Origin of the sequence: Nostoc sp. (assembly GCF_036917555.1) — a bacterium.
In the GTDB taxonomy this organism is placed as follows: Bacteria; Cyanobacteriota; Cyanobacteriia; order Cyanobacteriales; family Nostocaceae; genus Nostoc.
This window is the reverse complement of the sequence record NZ_JBALDD010000062.1, coordinates 1-16,382: the sequence shown is the minus strand read 5'-3', so window position 1 is coordinate 16,382 and position 16,382 is coordinate 1. Positions and strand designations below refer to the sequence as shown.

At 42.9% G+C, this 16,382-nt stretch carries 12 protein-coding genes and 2 pseudogenes; 8 read left to right on the top strand and 6 right to left on the bottom strand.

What is annotated here, in order from left to right; all coding sequences use genetic code 11:
- Window positions 1-115: 115 nt before the first annotated feature.
- The 3 genes and pseudogenes from V7K60_RS22425 to V7K60_RS22415 form a co-directional block, all read left to right on the top strand.
- Window positions 116-265: pseudogene (locus tag V7K60_RS22425) on the top strand (transposase); the annotation flags it as partial.
- 268 nt (window positions 266-533) lie between these two features.
- Window positions 534-662: a hypothetical protein gene (locus V7K60_RS22420; RefSeq protein ID WP_334928471.1), complete on the top strand. Its 129-nt coding sequence runs from the start codon at window positions 534-536 to the stop codon at window positions 660-662.
- 101 nt (window positions 663-763) lie between these two features.
- Window positions 764-4,282, top strand: coding sequence for a helicase-related protein (locus V7K60_RS22415; protein ID WP_334928469.1), 3,519 nt, complete (start codon window positions 764-766; stop codon window positions 4,280-4,282).
- A gap of 129 nt (window positions 4,283-4,411) precedes the next feature.
- Here V7K60_RS22415 and V7K60_RS22410 read toward each other — a convergent pair whose 3' ends face one another.
- Entirely contained in the window at window positions 4,412-4,759 is a 348-nt protein-coding gene (locus tag V7K60_RS22410) for a helix-turn-helix domain-containing protein (RefSeq protein WP_334928467.1), read from the bottom strand.
- Window positions 4,756-5,166, bottom strand: a complete 411-nt coding sequence (locus V7K60_RS22405) for a type II toxin-antitoxin system RelE/ParE family toxin (RefSeq protein ID WP_334928465.1) — start codon at window positions 5,164-5,166, stop codon at window positions 4,756-4,758. The genes V7K60_RS22410 and V7K60_RS22405 overlap by 4 nt, the downstream gene beginning before the upstream one ends.
- Window positions 5,167-5,492: 326 nt before the next feature.
- On the opposite strand from V7K60_RS22405, the gene V7K60_RS22400 reads away from it, so the two are divergent.
- Together V7K60_RS22400 and V7K60_RS22395 are read left to right on the top strand one after the other, a co-directional pair.
- Complete coding sequence (locus tag V7K60_RS22400) at window positions 5,493-8,423, top strand: DUF1156 domain-containing protein (RefSeq protein ID WP_334928463.1); 2,931 nt, start codon at window positions 5,493-5,495, stop codon at window positions 8,421-8,423.
- 127 nt (window positions 8,424-8,550) lie between these two features.
- Window positions 8,551-11,874: a Swt1 family HEPN domain-containing protein gene (locus V7K60_RS22395; RefSeq protein ID WP_334928461.1), complete on the top strand. Its 3,324-nt coding sequence runs from the start codon at window positions 8,551-8,553 to the stop codon at window positions 11,872-11,874.
- A 277-nt stretch (window positions 11,875-12,151) separates the two neighbouring features.
- On the opposite strand, the gene V7K60_RS22390 is transcribed toward V7K60_RS22395, so the two are convergent.
- The gene (locus tag V7K60_RS22390; protein ID WP_334928460.1) at window positions 12,152-12,334 is read right to left on the bottom strand and encodes a hypothetical protein; all 183 of its coding nucleotides are present in this window, start codon (window positions 12,332-12,334) and stop codon (window positions 12,152-12,154) included.
- Between the two features lie 271 nt (window positions 12,335-12,605).
- On the opposite strand from V7K60_RS22390, the gene V7K60_RS22385 reads away from it, so the two are divergent.
- Window positions 12,606-12,908 (top strand): hypothetical protein, encoded by a 303-nt coding sequence (locus V7K60_RS22385; protein WP_334928458.1) that lies wholly within the window; start codon window positions 12,606-12,608, stop codon window positions 12,906-12,908.
- Window positions 12,909-13,006: 98 nt separating this feature from the next.
- Here the strand turns inward: V7K60_RS22385 and V7K60_RS22380 are convergent, their stop codons facing one another.
- Window positions 13,007-14,914: a TnsD family transposase gene (locus tag V7K60_RS22380; protein ID WP_334928456.1), complete on the bottom strand. Its 1,908-nt coding sequence runs from the start codon at window positions 14,912-14,914 to the stop codon at window positions 13,007-13,009.
- A gap of 279 nt (window positions 14,915-15,193) precedes the next feature.
- Between V7K60_RS22380 and V7K60_RS22375 the strand changes: the two genes are divergently transcribed.
- On the top strand, window positions 15,194-15,424 hold the full coding sequence (locus tag V7K60_RS22375) for a hypothetical protein (RefSeq protein ID WP_334928454.1): 231 nt from the start codon (window positions 15,194-15,196) through the stop codon (window positions 15,422-15,424).
- Window positions 15,425-15,429: 5 nt separating this feature from the next.
- Entirely contained in the window at window positions 15,430-15,576 is a 147-nt protein-coding gene (locus tag V7K60_RS22370) for a hypothetical protein (RefSeq protein ID WP_334928452.1), read from the top strand.
- Window positions 15,577-15,688: 112 nt separating this feature from the next.
- Here V7K60_RS22370 and V7K60_RS22365 read toward each other — a convergent pair whose 3' ends face one another.
- Window positions 15,689-16,039, bottom strand: coding sequence for a four helix bundle protein (locus tag V7K60_RS22365; protein ID WP_094343524.1), 351 nt, complete (start codon window positions 16,037-16,039; stop codon window positions 15,689-15,691).
- A gap of 32 nt (window positions 16,040-16,071) precedes the next feature.
- Window positions 16,072-16,287: pseudogene (locus tag V7K60_RS22360) on the bottom strand (transposase); the annotation flags it as partial.
- Window positions 16,288-16,382: the final 95 nt, after the last annotated feature.

The window sequence follows — 16,382 nt, the reverse complement described above, 5'->3', positions numbered from 1 at the left end:
CCCCTCCCCCGCCCACGATTATCATTTTTATTAAAGCTATTTTAAGTATTTTAACTGATTGACAAAAATGCAATTATCTTAACCTCTCACGGATGATCACATAGAAGAGCTTTAGATTGTCTATGCCGATGAATCGGGAATGGATAACCGAGATGATTATGGCTATGGCTGGAATCAGCGTGGTGAGAGATTTTACGCCCTCAAGTCAGGGCGAAGACAAGGACGAGTCAACATGATCGCGGCTTATTGTAATCACCAGTTGATAGTGTAGAAGTATAAAAAAGTTGTACAATTTTACAGTTTGTAACCACTATATTACCGTTGGCATTCACGCGACTTATAAAAATAAAGTTGTACAATTTTCCCAAAATTCGTCATTCATATTGATGATAAATAAAAAAGTTGTACAATATCTCAAAAGCAAACTTTGTAAGGGTTTGGAACTATTTACTACAAAATTCAATGGCGATGCCTACGGCGGGCTGCGCCTACGCATCCCAAGTGCAAAACTGAATTAATAGGTTGAGTTTGCGATGGATGCGATCGCACTCTATTTCACTTTACCTATAGCCAGTAGCATTGAGCGATCGCTTAAAATCAGCTTTTCAATTAAGCAACGTCAAGCTACCACAGCCAAAAACAGTAAATATACTAGCTACTAACCAGCCTAGTGTCTCTTATGGTCATAAGGAGCAATGTCCGGCCAACAAACATTGGTATCTACATTGCTACTGACATCTGCCAAAAGTGAAAACACCGCAATATGGTTAGACTTGAGGATTTGACAAAAGGCACGCAAGTACAAGGTATCCTGCCAAATAGTATTGTCGCCATCGTTGATGCTCAGTGGCATGGCTCTGATGTTGTGGAATTAACATACAAAGATGCTAACGGCACGCTTGGAAATGAGTTAGTCTTTCGAGACAAAGAACCTACCCTGGAAATAATCACCTCTGGTGGTGCTTGGAGTTTCACTGCTGATGGAGCTAATTTTCGTCTGGCATCAGAAGCGCATCGCATCCGTCTAGCTTATCTCTTCGACCCCTTGCTAGCTGTTCACACCTCTCTAGTCGAACCTTTACCACACCAAATAACCGCCGTTTACGGAGAAATGTTGACTCGACAACCTCTGCGTTTTCTCTTAGCAGATGACCCAGGTGCAGGTAAAACTATTATGGCGGGTTTGCTGATGCGGGAATTGCTGATCCGAGGTGATTTGCATCGTTGCCTTGTGATTTGTCCCGGCAGTTTAGCCCCACAATGGCAAGATGAATTGTCGCAAAAGTTTCATTTACGCTTTGAAATTCTCACCAACGATCGCATTGAATCAGCAGTAACTGGAAATGCTTTTGCTGAAATGCCGTTGCTGATTGTGCGACTGGACAAACTCAGCCGTAATCAAGATTTACAAGCAAAGCTAGCGCAGATAGACTGGGATTTGGTTGTTTGTGACGAAGCTCATAAAATGTCAGCTTCGTTTTTTGGTGGTGAAATCAAAGAGACGAAACGCTACAAACTTGGTAAGTTACTCTCAAGTTTGACTAGACATTTTTTATTAATGTCAGCGACACCACATAACGGCAAAGAGGAAGACTTCCAGTTGTTTATGGCGTTATTGGATGGTGACAGATTTGAAGGACGCTTCCGCGATGGTGTTCATGTAGCAGATACTTCCGACTTGATGCGGCGATTGGTTAAAGAAGATTTACTGAAATTTGATGGAAAACCCCTATTTCCAGAACGCCAAGCTAGCACTATAGAATATGAACTATCGGATTTAGAAGCAGTACTGTATAAGCGAGTTACTGAGTACGTCCGTGAGGAATTTAATCGTGCCGATACTTTAGAAAATGAAGGACGCAAAGGTAATGTTGGCTTTGCTTTGACTATTTTGCAACGTCGGCTTGCTTCTTCCCCAGAAGCTATCTATCAATCGCTGCTACGCCGTCGGGAAAGGTTGCAAAAACGGCTGAGGCAAGAAGAAGTTTTGAGGCGGGGAAGTAATGCAATCATCATTGAATTTAAGCAGGTTCTGGATCTGGAAGACTTAGAAGATGATTTAGAGGATATTCCTGGTGAAGAACGAGAAGCAACAGAACAGGAAGTAGTTGATCTAGCTACAGCATCACGGACGATCGCAGAATTACAAACAGAAATTAAGCTTTTAGAAGAATTAGAGCAATTGGCACTACGAGTGCGACGTAGTGGTAAAGATAAAAAATGGGAAGAACTCTCGAATCTCTTGCAAAATGATGCCGAAATGTTCAACACCCAAGGACATCGGCGCAAGCTCGTGATTTTTACCGAGTACCGAGACACATTAAATTATTTGACTGATCGGATTCGGACGCTACTTGGACGTAATGAAGCTGTGGTAAATATACATGGGGCAATGGGACGCGAAGAACGCCGCAAAGCGCAGGAGGCGTTTACCCAAGATATTGAAGTACAAGTCTTAATAGCTACGGATGCTGCGGGTGAAGGGATTAACTTGCAAAGGGCGCACCTTATGGTTAATTACGATTTACCTTGGAATCCTACCCGCCTAGAACAGCGTTTTGGGCGAATTCACCGGATTGGGCAGACGGAGGTTTGTCACTTATGGAATTTAGTGGCAAAAGGCACTCGTGAAGGCGATGTCTATTTGGCGTTATTGAAAAAGATAGAGGCAGAGCAGAAGGCACTGGGGGGTCAAGTATTTGATGTATTGGGAAAAGCGATCGCAGGGACAGAATTACGAGAGTTATTAATTGAAGCAATTCGCTATGGCGATCAACCAGAAGTGCGAGACAGACTCAACCAAGTCGTACATGATAAACTCGACCAACAGCGACTACGCGAACTTTTAGAAGAACGGGCTTTGGCACGAGATTCGATGGATATCGCCAAAGTGCAGCAAATTCGAGAAGAAATGGAAAGGGCACAAGCACGGCGGCTGCAACCTCATTTTATTGCTTCTTTCTTCCTAGAAGCATTTACCCAATTAGGTGGAACATTGCGTCAACGTGAACCCCAGCGTTACGAAATCAGTCATGTTCCGGCAGTTATTCGCAATCGAGGGCGGCAAATTGGTGTAGGAGAACCGTTGCTGCTACGTTACGAACGTGTCTGCTTTGAAAAAGATTTGATCAGCATTTCTGGTAAACCCTTAGCTGCTTTCATCTGTTCTGGACATTCTCTACTGGATGCCACAATTGACCTGACTTTGGAACGGCATCGGGATTTGTTAAAACAAGGTACTATCCTGGTGGATGAAAATGATTCTAGCGAAGGAACCCGTGCCCTAGTTTATTTAGAACATTCTATACAAGACGCGCGGACAAATTTAAATGGCTCTAGGCGTTTAGTATCGCGGCGGATGCAATATGTAGAAATCAACCCAGAAGGCAATACCTACAATGCAGGTTACGCACCTTACCTCAATTACCGTCCGCTAACAGACGAGGAAAAGGGTGTTGTGGAAAAAGTTTTAGAAGAATCTTGGTTGCGAGAAGATTTAGAAGCAAAAGCCAAGAGTTATGCGATCGCTCACCTTGTTCCCCAACATCTTCAAGAACTCAAGCAGCGCAAAGAGGAACTTATTGCTAAGACGATGACAGCAGTAAAAGATAGATTAACCAAGGAGATTAATTACTGGGATCATCGGGCAGAAGAACTGAAAATGCAAGAGGAAGCTGGCAAGCCTAATGCCAAAATTAACTCAGGTAAGGCACGTCAGCGAGCTGATGATTTGCAAGCACGGTTAATGCAACGCTTGGAAGAATTAGAGCAAGAACGTAGATTATCGCCATTACCGCCTGTGGTGGTTGGGGGTGCGTTGATAGTTTCAGTAGGCTTGCTGCAACGAATGCAAGGCAAACAACACGTAACAACGGCGATGTTTGCCAGGGAGACGGAACGAGTAGAACAGGCAGCAATGAAGGCTGTGATGGAAGTAGAACGCGATTTAGGGTACGAACCAACTGATGTGAGTACCCAGAAATGCGGCTATGATATTGAGTCACGCATCCCTAAAACAGGGCAGTTGCGGTTTATTGAAGTCAAGGGAAGAATTGCAACTGGACAGACAGTGACAGTAACTAAGAATGAAATTATCACTGCCTTAAATAAGCCTAAGAACTTTATTTTGGCACTAGTGAAAGTGCCTCCGGCAGATGTAATCGATTGTAATTGTTTAATTCGCTATGTGCAGCAACCGTTTCATAAAGAGCCAGATTTCGCAGTCACGAGTGTAAATTACAATTTACAAGAATTGTGGCAGATGGGGACAGAACCGCAATAATTGGAGATTTTAGAGAATTGATCTGCGATCGCAATTTTGTCAGAGTAATCGCTCTTGGATCTGCCTACTTTATTGGATAGCGAGTTATCCAGGTAAAAAGGGATGCTTTTGGTGAGAGCAATAACAGGACTAAACTAACTCCTTAGCAGAAATCCTCAGAGGCTCAACTTTGTGCGATCGCTTTCCTTTAGGTGCTACAAAGCGAATCTCGACATCGTAACCTGCACCCCTAGCGAGTTTTGCTAGGGTTTCAATTTTAGGAACCTGTTTCCCAGATTCAATCCGAGCCAGCTGTGGCTGTTTAATGCCAACCAACTTAGCAAAATCCCGTTGATTTAAGCCGCTAGCCTTCCTTAAAGCAATAACTTGTTTTGCACACTGGAATTCTGACTCTAAGGCATCGTATTCAGCCTTTACCTCTGGATCTGCTAAAACCTCATCACGGATAGAATCCCAAGAAATTGTGTTAGAATTCATCGTTTTTTACCCTTCTTGGACTTATTACCTTCTGGAGAAGAAGCTTTCTCCTGCTGATTTTTCTCTTGATTCACAAACTCTTTCATCCGTTGTTTCGCCAAGTCCAACTCTTTTTTAGGTAGCTTTGGACTTTTCTTTTGAAAGCCGTGAAGTAATATGAATCGCCTGCCAGTGTAGGCAAAATAAATTACACGATAGGTATTTGTGTTTTGTTCTGCTCGAATTTCATAAAGCTTGTCTTCAACGTGCTTAACATGAGGCTCCCCTACAGATGTGCCTTGCTCCTGCAAGAGGTCGAAAATACGACCTAATCTAGCCTTGACCTTTGCCTCCTGTTCATCAAACCAATCTTTTGCTGGGGATTGACCGTCAGCAGATTGATAAAATTCAATTTTCCACTCGCTCACTTAAATGCACTCTTTTGATAACGTTAATGTTATCAGAACTGTTGGTTATATTCAACGTCTTGTACTTGCCAAAACTGAAAAGTTTTTCATAACCTTACAATAGATAATGCACCCTACGAATTATCACTGAACCAGATAGCTGAGTATCGTGACTATAATTGCCGGACGAAGCTCTGTAACTAAGTTAAGTAAGTAGCAATTAACAAAGACTAATTAGCCCACTAAATTCTTTGATACAATCATTCCGTAAACCCACTCATTCGGAATATTTTGCGCTGCTTGCTGGTAGAAAAACAGACTTCAATTATACAAGTCTGGGAAAATGAATGAACTACCGCAAGAAGCTAATCGAAGTCGCTTTACCACTGGAAGCAATTAATCAAGAATCTGCTAGAGAAAAATCAATTAGGCATGGGCACCCTTCTACGCTACATTTGTGGTGGGCGCGGCGACCTTTGGCAGCTTGTCGAGCAGTTTTGTTTGCATCTTTGGTAGATGATCCCTCAAGTCATCCTGACAAATTTCCAACTGTTGAGGAACAAGAAAAAGAACGCCAACGATTACATGACTTAATTGGGCGAATTGAAAATGTTGAAACAAGGGGAAAGTCAACCCAAAGTGTTCGCGGTTTAGTATCTTGGGATGACATAACAAATAACAGTGTAGTTGAGGAAGCACAAAGAGAAATTGCCCGTTGTATTGCTTGGGAACGAGGTGATAAGCCACCAACTCAACCGGAAGAAGTAACAGAGTATTTAAGCAAACACGCACCACCTATTTATGATCCCTTTTGTGGTGGGGGCAGTATACCCTTGGAAGCCCAAAGATTGGGGTTAGAGGCACATGGAAGTGATATTAATCCTGTGGCAGTTTTGATTACTAAAGCTTTGATTGAAATTCCGCCGAAGTTTGCAAATTTGCCTCCTGTTAACCCTGATTCTCGGAAAAATTCTCTAAAAACTAAAACATGGTATGGGGCACAGGGTTTAGCTGAAGATGTGCGCTATTACGGGCAATGGATGCGGGAGCAAGCTTTTAAGCAAATTGGACATTTATATCCCAAGGTGAATTTATCGCAGGAGTATGGGGACACTGAAGCAACGGTGATTGCTTGGCTGTGGGCAAGAACTGTGAAATGTCCTAATCCAGCTTGTGGTTGTCAAATGCCGTTGGTACGTTCTTTTGAGCTTTCAACTAAAAAAGGGAAGGAAGCTTGGATAGAACCAACTATTAACTATAGTCAGCAACCACCTCTGGTAAGTTTTCAAGTAAAGTCTGGCAAGGGTAAAGCACCAGAACCACCAAAGACTGGACGCGGTGCCAAGTTTGACTGTTTGGCTTGTAAACAGCCTGTTGATGATAAACATATTAAGGCTGAAGGTGTAGCTGGACGGATGAACGCACAACTCTTGGCAATAGTTGCTGAAGGTAAAAACAGCAGGGACTATCTTCAGCCAATACAAAAACATGAAGAAATTGCACACAGCGCACAACCATCTTGGTATCCCACTGCTCAGATCCCTGATGACCGTCGATCAATGTTCACCCCGCTTTATGGTTTAACCCATTTTCATCATCTTTTTACCCCACGTCAGCTTGTAACACTAAACACTTTTTGCGAATTAGTAAGCGAAGCACGGGAAAAGATACTTTCTGATGCTGTAACTTTTGAAATACCAGACGATAGTTTACCTCTTTGTGAAGGTGGTAAGAGTGCGACTGCTTACGCGGATGCAGTGGCGACTTATTTAGCGATCGCAGTAGATCGAATGAGTGATTACAGTTCAACTATTTGCAGTTGGAATTCAGGGCGTGACAATATCCGTAACACCTTTGCCCGTCAAGCCATTCCTATGACTTGGGACTTTGCAGAAGCGAATCCTTTAAGTGAGTCAACTGGTAACTTTATCGGTGCAGTTAATTGGATAGCCAAAGTAATTGAAATTTCTCCTTGTAGCACTCAAGGATTTGTCGAACGCATAGATGCTACTAAATCAGATATTTACGCAAAATCAATAGTTGTTTCTACAGACCCACCATACTACGATAATATTGGTTACGCTGACCTCTCGGAGTTTTTTTATGTCTGGCTACGACGTTCTCTAAGTTTTATTTATCCCGACCTTTTCAGTACTATACTTATTCCTGATAAAGAACGAGAATTAGTAGCTACGCCTTACCGCTTTGGTGGTAATAAACAAAAGGCAAAAGAATTTTTTGAGACAGGATTGGGTGAAACTTTTAAACGGATGCGTGAGATGGCGCATGACGGATATCCTTTGACTGTTTATTATGCCTTCAAGCAAACAGAAACCGATGATGAAGTTTCTCTAACTGAAGCAAAAGGGAACAGTGAGAGTAGAGCTTCAACCGGATGGGAAACTATGCTTGAAGGACTTATAAAAGCTGGTTTTACCATTACTGGCACTTGGCCAATGCGAACAGAACGGAGCGCCCGTAGTGTTAGCATAGGCACCAATGCCCTTGCCTCATCCATCGCTCTTGTATGCCGTCCTCGCCCAGAAACCGCATCATCCACAACCCGCCGTCAATTCGTCAACATTCTCAAACGTGAACTGCCCGACGCGCTGCAAAAACTCCAACAAGGTAACATCGCCCCGGTAGACTTGGCACAAGCCAGCATTGGGCCAGGTATGGAAATATACTCTCGTTATAGCAAAGTGTTGGAATCAGACGGTGAACGAATGCCTGTGCGTATTGCACTACAACTGATTAACCAAACTTTAGATGAATTCTTCGCCGAACAAGAAGGAGAATTTGACGCTGAAACTTGCTTTGCGTTGATTTGGTATGAACAGCACACCTTTAGTGAAGGGTTATTTGGCGATGCCGAAACCCTCTCCAAAGCTAAGAATACAGCAGTACGAGGCTTAGTAGACGCTGGTATCCTCACTGCCAAAGCAGGTAAAGTGCGACTATTGCGCCGCGACGAATTACCCAAAAATTGGAACCCACAAACCGATAACCGCCTCACCGTCTGGGAAGCGACACAACACATGATTCGGGAATTGCAAGACGGTACTGGAAATCAAGGTGCTGCAAATTTGCTTTCTCAACTGGGAATCATAGGAGAAGCAGCAAGGGAATTAGCTTATCGGCTGTATAACATTTGCGACAGAAAAGGCTGGGCTGCTGAAGGTGTCGCTTACAACAGCTTAGTGATTTCCTGGCCAGAAATATCTCGCCTCGCTGCTGAAACCGAAGAATCGACTCCCTTACAAATGGCTTTACTTTAATTACTTTCGACTCCAGTTATTAGCCTCAGCCCATTAATACATTCTGGGTGGCTCTAACGCCCAGAGTAGATGTAGCTATTGTGAGGCAGCAGCCCTGAGTTAAAAGAAAAACTAGTATAAAAAATCTATGTCCGTAAGTAACCGCGAACGAGTTGGCAGGGTGCTAGACCTTTTGAGAGATGGCTTATATCCTTTTGTAGAAAGGGAAATGCGTTCCGTTTATGGCGATAAGTGGGTAGTTGCCGCTACACCTTTTGTTCCAGAAGACCACAGCCTAAGACGTAGTGTCCAGCAAATTCTCAAGCAGGACGAATCAGTACTGCTGAAACTCATGTCTAATCAATGGCGTGAGGTGTTCAAGAAGACTCTGGGCAATGCTGAAAGAAGCTTGGTTGGGGAATTAATTGACACGCGCAACTCTTGGGCGCACAACAAGCCACTCTCTACAGATGATGCCTATCGCGCTCTTGATAGCGTATCGCGGTTACTTTCTGCCTTTTCCGCACCTGAAGCAGATGAAGTTGATAAACAAAAACAAGAACTTTTGCGATTACGCTTTACAGAACAAGCCCGTCGTGAAACTCGTCGTGCTACTCTCCAACCTCTAGAAGGCAATCCTGTAGGCGGTTTAAAACCCTGGCGGGAAATTGTCACGCCTCACCCAGATGTTGCCTCTGGTAGCTACCAACAAGCAGAATTTGCTGCTGACCTTTGGCAAGTTTATTTAGATGAAGGTTCCGACGAATACCGCATACCTACAGAGTTTTTTAGTCGTACTTTTCTCACTGAAGGGCTAAAACAACTGCTCACAAATGCCTTGCTACGTCTTGCTAGCAATCAAGGCGACCCCGTTATCGAACTCCAAACTAACTTTGGTGGCGGCAAAACCCACGCGATGCTGGCACTATACCACCTGTTCATAGGAGTTCCAGCATCCAAGTTACCTGGATTGGAACCAGTGCTGGAAGCCGCAAATGTTTTACCTCCGCCAAAAGTTAACACAGCAGTGCTGGTAGGAAATAAAATTTCTCCCGGTCAGCCTCAACCTAAAAAAGATGGCACAGTTGTCCGCACACTCTGGGGCGAATTAGCTTGGCAACTGGGCGGTAGGGAAGCCTACGATATGATTCGAGAAGCAGATGAAACTTCAACGAACCCTGGCGATACCCTACGGCTCGTGTTTAACCGCTATGCACCCTGCCTGATTTTAATTGATGAATGGGTAGCTTATGCGCGACAGCTTCACGAAGTAAACGACCTTCCGGGGGGCAGCTTTGACACTCACTTTACCTTTGCCCAGACTTTGAGTGAGTCGGCAAAAAATGCTAACCAAACTCTCTTAGTCGTGAGTATCCCTGCATCTGATAATGAGATTGGAGGCGATCGCGGTAAAGCAGCCTTAAGTAGACTCAAAAATGCTATTGGCAGAGTTGAATCTCCTTGGCGACCAGCAACTGCCGATGAAAGCTTTGAAATTGTGCGGCGGCGGCTGTTTCAACCCATCACGGAAGAAAATGGCTTTATTGCCCGTGATGCCATCATCCGTGCCTTTGCAGAAATGTACCAAAATCAATCTCAGGAATTTCCTAGTGAATGCCGAGAAGCTAGTTATAAACGACGGCTAGAAAATGCCTATCCTATCCATCCAGAACTGTTTGACCGACTTTATAATGACTGGTCAACTCTCGACAAATTCCAACGCACGCGGGGTGTGCTGCGACTGATGGCAAAGGTGATTCATTCACTTTGGGAAGGACAGGACAAGAGTTTGTTAATCATGCCTGCCAGCGTCCCAATGGATGACGGACAGGTACAAACAGAATTGACTCGCTACCTCGAAGATAACTGGGTGCCAGTGATTGAAAAAGATGTAGATGGATATAATTCTCTCCCATTGGCGTGCGATCGCCAAAATCCGAACTTAGGACGTTACTCTGCCTGTCGCCGCGTCGCTCGGACAATTTACCTTGGTTCTGCTCCTACTCTGAGAGCAGCTAATCGCGGCGTAGAAGATCATCGGATCAAGTTGGGGTGTGTTCAACCAGGGGAAAGTGCAGCAACTTTTGGCGATGCTTTGCGCCGACTTACCGACCAGTCCACACATCTTTATGTCGATAACACTCGTTACTGGTTCTCAACTCAGCCTAGTGTCACCAGACTTGCCCAAGATCGAGCCGAGCAAATCCAACAGGATCAGGATAAAGTTTGGGATGAAATCATTCTCCGATTAAAGGCTGACAAGCAGCGCGGCGAGTTTGCTGGAGTACATATTGCTCCCGGCTCCTCCGCAGATGTTCCTGATGAAATGGCCGTAAGGCTGGTTGTCATGGGGCCACAGCACCCCCATAAAAATAAGGAAAGCGAAACCCAAGCCCGCACCAGAGCCGAAGAAATACTGAACCAAAAGGGAGCCAGTCCTCGGTACTGCAAAAATATGTTGCTGTTCCTGGCACCAGATAAGGCAAAACTGGAGCTATTAGAACAATCTGTTTGCCAGTACCTCGCCTGGAATTCGATTATTCGGGATAAAGAAGCCTTAAACTTAGATGTTTTTCAAAGCAATCAGGCGACGACTAAACAACAGCAAACCGACAAAGATGTAAAAAGTTTAATTCAGGAAGCTTACATTTGGTTGTTAGTGCCGATGCAACCCGACCCCCAAGGAGAGATTGAATGGCAAGAAATTCGATTGCAAAAGCAAGACTCTCCTATTGTGCAAGCAAGTCGCAAAGCAGTTCATGAAGAACATTTGATTGCTAACTATGCCGCCAGCCGCCTGCGCCTGGAAGCCCTCGATCCATACCTCTGGCGCGATGTAAACCACCTCGACCTTAAGAAGTTGTGGGAGTATTTAGCATACTACCTTTACCTGCCACGCATCAAAAATCAACAAGTGCTATTAGAAGTGATCGCACTTGGAGTTGCAGCATTACTGTGGAATGAAAACTTTGCTTATGCCACAGGCTGGGATGAATCCAAAGGACGTTACCTTGGTTTGAAAGCAGCTGAACACATTACCGTAACCCTTAGCAGTCAAAATCTGATAGTTAAGCCAGAAGTAGCGCAACGCCAGTTTGAGGCAGATGCTGCTAAACCTGTAACTCCACCATCAGTTAAAGAAAAAACAGGAAGCTATAAGACTGACAAGGAAAAAACTATTGACACTGTAGTAACAGCAGATGACTCCTCTGATAGCCAAGTAACTGTCATAGTTCCACCAAAACGTTTCTATGGTTCAGTCAAATTGGACGCATTGCGGCTAAGACGTGACGTAGCACAAATAGCAGACGAGGTTATTCAACACCTCAGTAGTTTGGTAGATGCTGAAGTAGAAATTACCTTGGAACTTCAGGTCACTGTCCCTGAAGGAGTACCAGAGAACGTGATTCGCACAGTCAGCGAGAATTGTCGGGTTCTCAAATTTAGTAATCAGGGATTTGAACAAGAATGAAGTTGAGGTAGATAAACTTGTTAGATAGTAATGAGGTAAAGCATTAAGTCACACCCAAAGAAGTAAGGGAAAGTCTTGTGGGTTAACGGATTTGAGTGCGATCGCAGTCATCGTCTCAGTTACTACTTTTTGATTACCTGTAGTAACTATATAACTTCCCATAGTTAGTCTCCTTAACAAAACTAAACCCATCAGGTATCTGACGGGTTTTTTGGGTTCTTAGGGGCAGAACTGATAATTTGATCTATCCATAGCCTGAGAGAATCGTTCTCTTCTCTCAGGCTGCTAATTTTCCCAAGTATTCATTTTGGAGTACAGCAACTTGTTGTTTTAGATTCTCCAAGTCCGTTTGCATTTTGGCTAAGTCTGGAGTTCCTTGGAGTTCTTCAGCCATGTAAGAACGAATCCATCCCATGATCAATTCTGAGGCTGTCTTGCCTTCAGCCTTAGCTTTATTCATAAAAGCTTCCTTTGTCTGATCATCCATTCTAACAATGATCTGATTGCTCAATTTTGTTGTCTGCCGCTTTGCCATACTACTTTTTGGTGAAAACTTTCAATCTGTAATAACTCTATTTACCTTAATTGTGGCGAATTTTGAAAATTTTGTAGTAACGCTCTACTTTTAGTAGTAACTAGTAATTACAATAGAGTAACAAGACAAAGGCGATCGCCCTCCGTCCAAAGATTGCGATCGCCTTTTGTTAAACCCCATCAATGAGGTTACTCAGATGATTGTACAAGATGAATTTGACAACCAAGCCTCGGCTCAAGCAGAGTTTGAGGAATATGTTGACCATTTAGCTGACGCAGTAGCACCAGAAATTGAAATTGACTCAGTACCAGATGATTTGGGAGAACTGTATCGAGTTTGGAACGGTTCCCAACTTCTGGGAACTTTTTACCAGAATCTTGAAAGCAAATGGGTAGCACAACCCTGTAATAGCGATAAAAGACACTGCTGTGATACTTCTGATTCAGCACTGCTTTTGATTGTTGCTGTCAACGGCTTACTGGTTGCAGATGTAGCTTAGAACTCAATATTCTTCCCATCACCTAGAGACGTGTTAAATTCACGTCTCTTTCTTCTTTGGAACTTTTGCTCAACATAACTATGATCAACAAAGTGTTATTAACTTAAATCCGGTTGTTTATAAAGCTCGCTTTCTAAAGCTGCTTTTACTCTCTGTGAGGAATTTTCTCGTAGCGCAGCAAGTCTAATCACCTTCCAAGGCTGAATTTCTTCTCCACAATCATCAAGCCGCTGAATTGCCCACTTAATACGCCTAATCTGAAAATCCTCTACAGTTTCTGTCACTGATTCTAGATAAACCTTAGTCACTGGCATTTCTGACAAATGTTTTTCAAGTAGTGCCAGTAAGCCAATAGCTTTGCCTATCTTGCCAAGAGTTATTCTCGTGGGTTTTTCTGCACTCAGAAGCGATCGCACAGCATTTTTTACCTTTTCGAGAACTTGCCTGTCTCTTTCTACCCAGTCAACTTTACCGACGCAAGCCAGAGGCATTTTTAAAGAAGGCGAATTTTTGTTGAGCCACTCTTTATCGTTTCTGTATAGCCAAATATATGTTGCCTTAGCTAATGCCCTGAGAGTAGTTTTCGATGCCTCTGGGTACTGCTTTTGTAAAGCTTTCCAAGCTTCCCTGTATTTTATTTTGCGATCGCTGGCTAAATTTAGATTTGAGTCTAAAACTTCCTGTAAGTCTACTAGCTGATTTTCCTGTGAAGATTTCCAAAAAGTTTTGAGCTTCAGTAGGGTAGTATAGCGGTTTACTGTTCTGGGATCGACATTGAGCCGTCTTGCTGTCTCTCGTAGACCTAATTTTTGAATTTCTACGAGTTGTTTTAGCTTCTGCTCCCAAAATTGACCGTAAGTCAAGACTTTGCCAATTCGCTGCTTATCTTCATCAGTTTGATCAGGGCCAGTTCTGCAATAAACCATCTCACAGGAACAAGAAAAAGTACCTAATGGCTTTTTATTATCCAAACAGTGAGTGACAACAAGATTAGTTATGACTGGCTTGAGATAATGGTCTACAGCAGCATTTAGACACAGCCAAGGCCCTTCACCAAAAGGTTTATACTGGTAATCCGTGTTGAAAAATTCCTCGATAGAATTCGTCAGAAATCTAATTATGAGTAGATGTCTGATGGGATGAAATGACTTTCTATGCTTCCTGACAATGCTGAATAGCCAGTTTTGCTCATTTTCGTAATTCACCATTGAGTCAACAGCCTCAAGCACTTCAGCACCATAGAAGAACAAGAAATTATCTAGTAGTTTCTTCTGGTTTACTCGCCCGGTTGCCGTTGCAAAATCTTTTTCAATCAATAAAGCTATATATTTTCTTTGAAACCACTCTAGTTCTCTAGAGAAAAGATTACTAGTTATCAACCATGAAATATCTTGAGCTAGCAGTCGCAACTTCTTTAAAGTCTCTTGAGTGTAAGTCTGTTGTATCGGTACAACGGGACAGTTTTCTTGGCTTGCAGCATAGTATTCATGCCTATTAAAACCTTGCATGGGAATTGTGCTATCTTGCAAAGTCATACCATGAACTGGGCAAACCAGAACCCCTGGCGTTTGGTGTAACCTATGCCAGTAAGACTCCCCATACCTTTGCAAATCTTCTTCCAAACATTTTGGGCAAAATCGCAGATATTTCTGCATCTTCAACGAACTCGCCATGATTCCGGTTCTGGTATGAATGTCTCCTCCGAAATCTGCCTTCATAGACTCCATCACCTGACTGGCTCTTTTCGGTGGTAGAAAAACACTGTAGAAAGGATAGAGGGTATATTTATATATCAAATCTTCTACTTGATAATTTGAGAGAAATTGGAGATTTTCAATCAACGAATTCAGGTTAGAAGGTAAGTCAACAGTAGCTATTACATCTTGAGAATTAAATAGCTCCTTTAAAGTTATTTTTGGACTGGTGTTACCACTCCTAATGTGGTAACGAGCTAAGATACTGTATAAAATTTCATCTGGATAAGGGGCTGGAAAAAAGCCAAGCATAGATTCTTTCTCATGTTGAAACCGGAAAAGAATATTTTTGTAAATTCCAAGAGTGTTTCAAGTTTGTGGCGATCGCATTTCACACCTTTCTCTCCACAGCAAACAAAATTATCAGGATTTTTGTCCTCTATCATCAATCTTTTAGGTATTACACAACGCCTATTTTACCGTCAATTCAGGTATTACACAATAACTAAATATCTTTGAGCAATTTATAGAATCTACCCATAGTTCTTGCTGATGACTATGATTTAGGAGGTATGTAATAGCTGGGTAGTAATGGGAAAGAAAGGGCACAAAGGACAAAAAGACGTACCAGAGATGTACGACGAGGTGAAGAAAAGGGTCAACCTAGCCCTAACTCCCACTGGTATTGAAGGATTAGATGCGATCGCCTCCAACTTTGATCTAAGCAGGTCGGAGCTTGTAGAGAGAATTGGCAGACGACTGATTTGCCTAGATATAAATTCCTTCACACAGGAGGAGATAAAAGCTGTAAAAAAGCACTGACCGAATTGATTGCTATTTACCGCGATCAGTTGAATGGTCAGGGTTTGTTTACTGGTCTTGGTGCAGTTGAGGGCGATCGCAAATTGCAGCTACAAAAGCAGATTGAGCAATGGGAACAAATCCGCACAAAAATTTCTCATGAAGAGGGTTGAGGGAGCTTTTTGAAGCATAAATTGGTTCTTGGCAACTTTTGGTGATCTCGGTTGGGGGAAGGCAGAGGGCAGAAGGCAGGAGGCAGAAGTCGGAAGGGTAGAAGTAATAAATTCAAGCTTTGAGTTTGTTTAAGCTAGCAACTAATATACTTTGCATTTCCTCGACCTCATTCAATAGGGGAGTGAAAAGGTTTTTGTCAGCTAAATCTACTTCTTTAGCAATGATTAATTGGGTATCAAGTTCTCTCAAAGAGCCTAATGCAATATGTAAAAACTGTATGTATTCTGGCTTTGAGCGCCTTCCATAGCCTTCAGCTATATTGGATGCTACAGATACAGAAGAACGTCGGATTTGGCTGGTTAAACCATACAATTCTGATTGAGGAAATAGGCGGGTAAATTTATAACAATTGATAGCAAGTTGAACCGCCCTTTGCCAGATAAACTGATTTCTATAACTCATATAATCAAGTGTAACTTGTCAAAATTTTCTCCTCAAATAGCCAACAAAAATCGTCGTTCCAGTAAGTCTATCTTGGCGCGACCATACATCTGCCGCTTTAACATTTTCAGTCGATTAATATGCCCTTCAACTGGGCCATTACTAACTGACATAGTTACACCTGCTTTCACAGCATCGTAGTCAGACTCTAAACTAACAGCAAAGGAGCGCAACAAAGAAACCGAGCTGTTTTTAGCTTTGTTTAACCAACTGGAGTTTAGACTAAGCAGCAAGAAATGGCTCAGCAGTGCTGAGTTTAGAAAAGACAAACTTCAAATGATGAAAATATTTGAGATTAAGCAGA

Bases quoted from the DNA above. Each gene is read 5' to 3' on its own strand.
- V7K60_RS22420 (WP_334928471.1), top strand. From the start codon at position 534: ATGGATGCGATCGCACTCTATTTCACTTTACCTATAGCCAGTAGCATT.
- V7K60_RS22415 (WP_334928469.1), top strand. From the start codon at position 764: ATGGTTAGACTTGAGGATTTGACAAAAGGCACGCAAGTACAAGGTATC.
- V7K60_RS22410 (WP_334928467.1), bottom strand. From the start codon at position 4,759: ATGAATTCTAACACAATTTCTTGGGATTCTATCCGTGATGAGGTTTTA.
- V7K60_RS22400 (WP_334928463.1), top strand. From the start codon at position 5,493: ATGAACTACCGCAAGAAGCTAATCGAAGTCGCTTTACCACTGGAAGCA.
- V7K60_RS22395 (WP_334928461.1), top strand. From the start codon at position 8,551: ATGTCCGTAAGTAACCGCGAACGAGTTGGCAGGGTGCTAGACCTTTTG.
- V7K60_RS22390 (WP_334928460.1), bottom strand. From the start codon at position 12,334: ATGAATAAAGCTAAGGCTGAAGGCAAGACAGCCTCAGAATTGATCATG.
- V7K60_RS22385 (WP_334928458.1), top strand. From the start codon at position 12,606: ATGATTGTACAAGATGAATTTGACAACCAAGCCTCGGCTCAAGCAGAG.
- V7K60_RS22380 (WP_334928456.1), bottom strand. From the start codon at position 14,914: ATGCTTGGCTTTTTTCCAGCCCCTTATCCAGATGAAATTTTATACAGT.
- V7K60_RS22375 (WP_334928454.1), top strand. From the start codon at position 15,194: ATGGGAAAGAAAGGGCACAAAGGACAAAAAGACGTACCAGAGATGTAC.
- V7K60_RS22365 (WP_094343524.1), bottom strand. From the start codon at position 16,039: ATGAGTTATAGAAATCAGTTTATCTGGCAAAGGGCGGTTCAACTTGCT.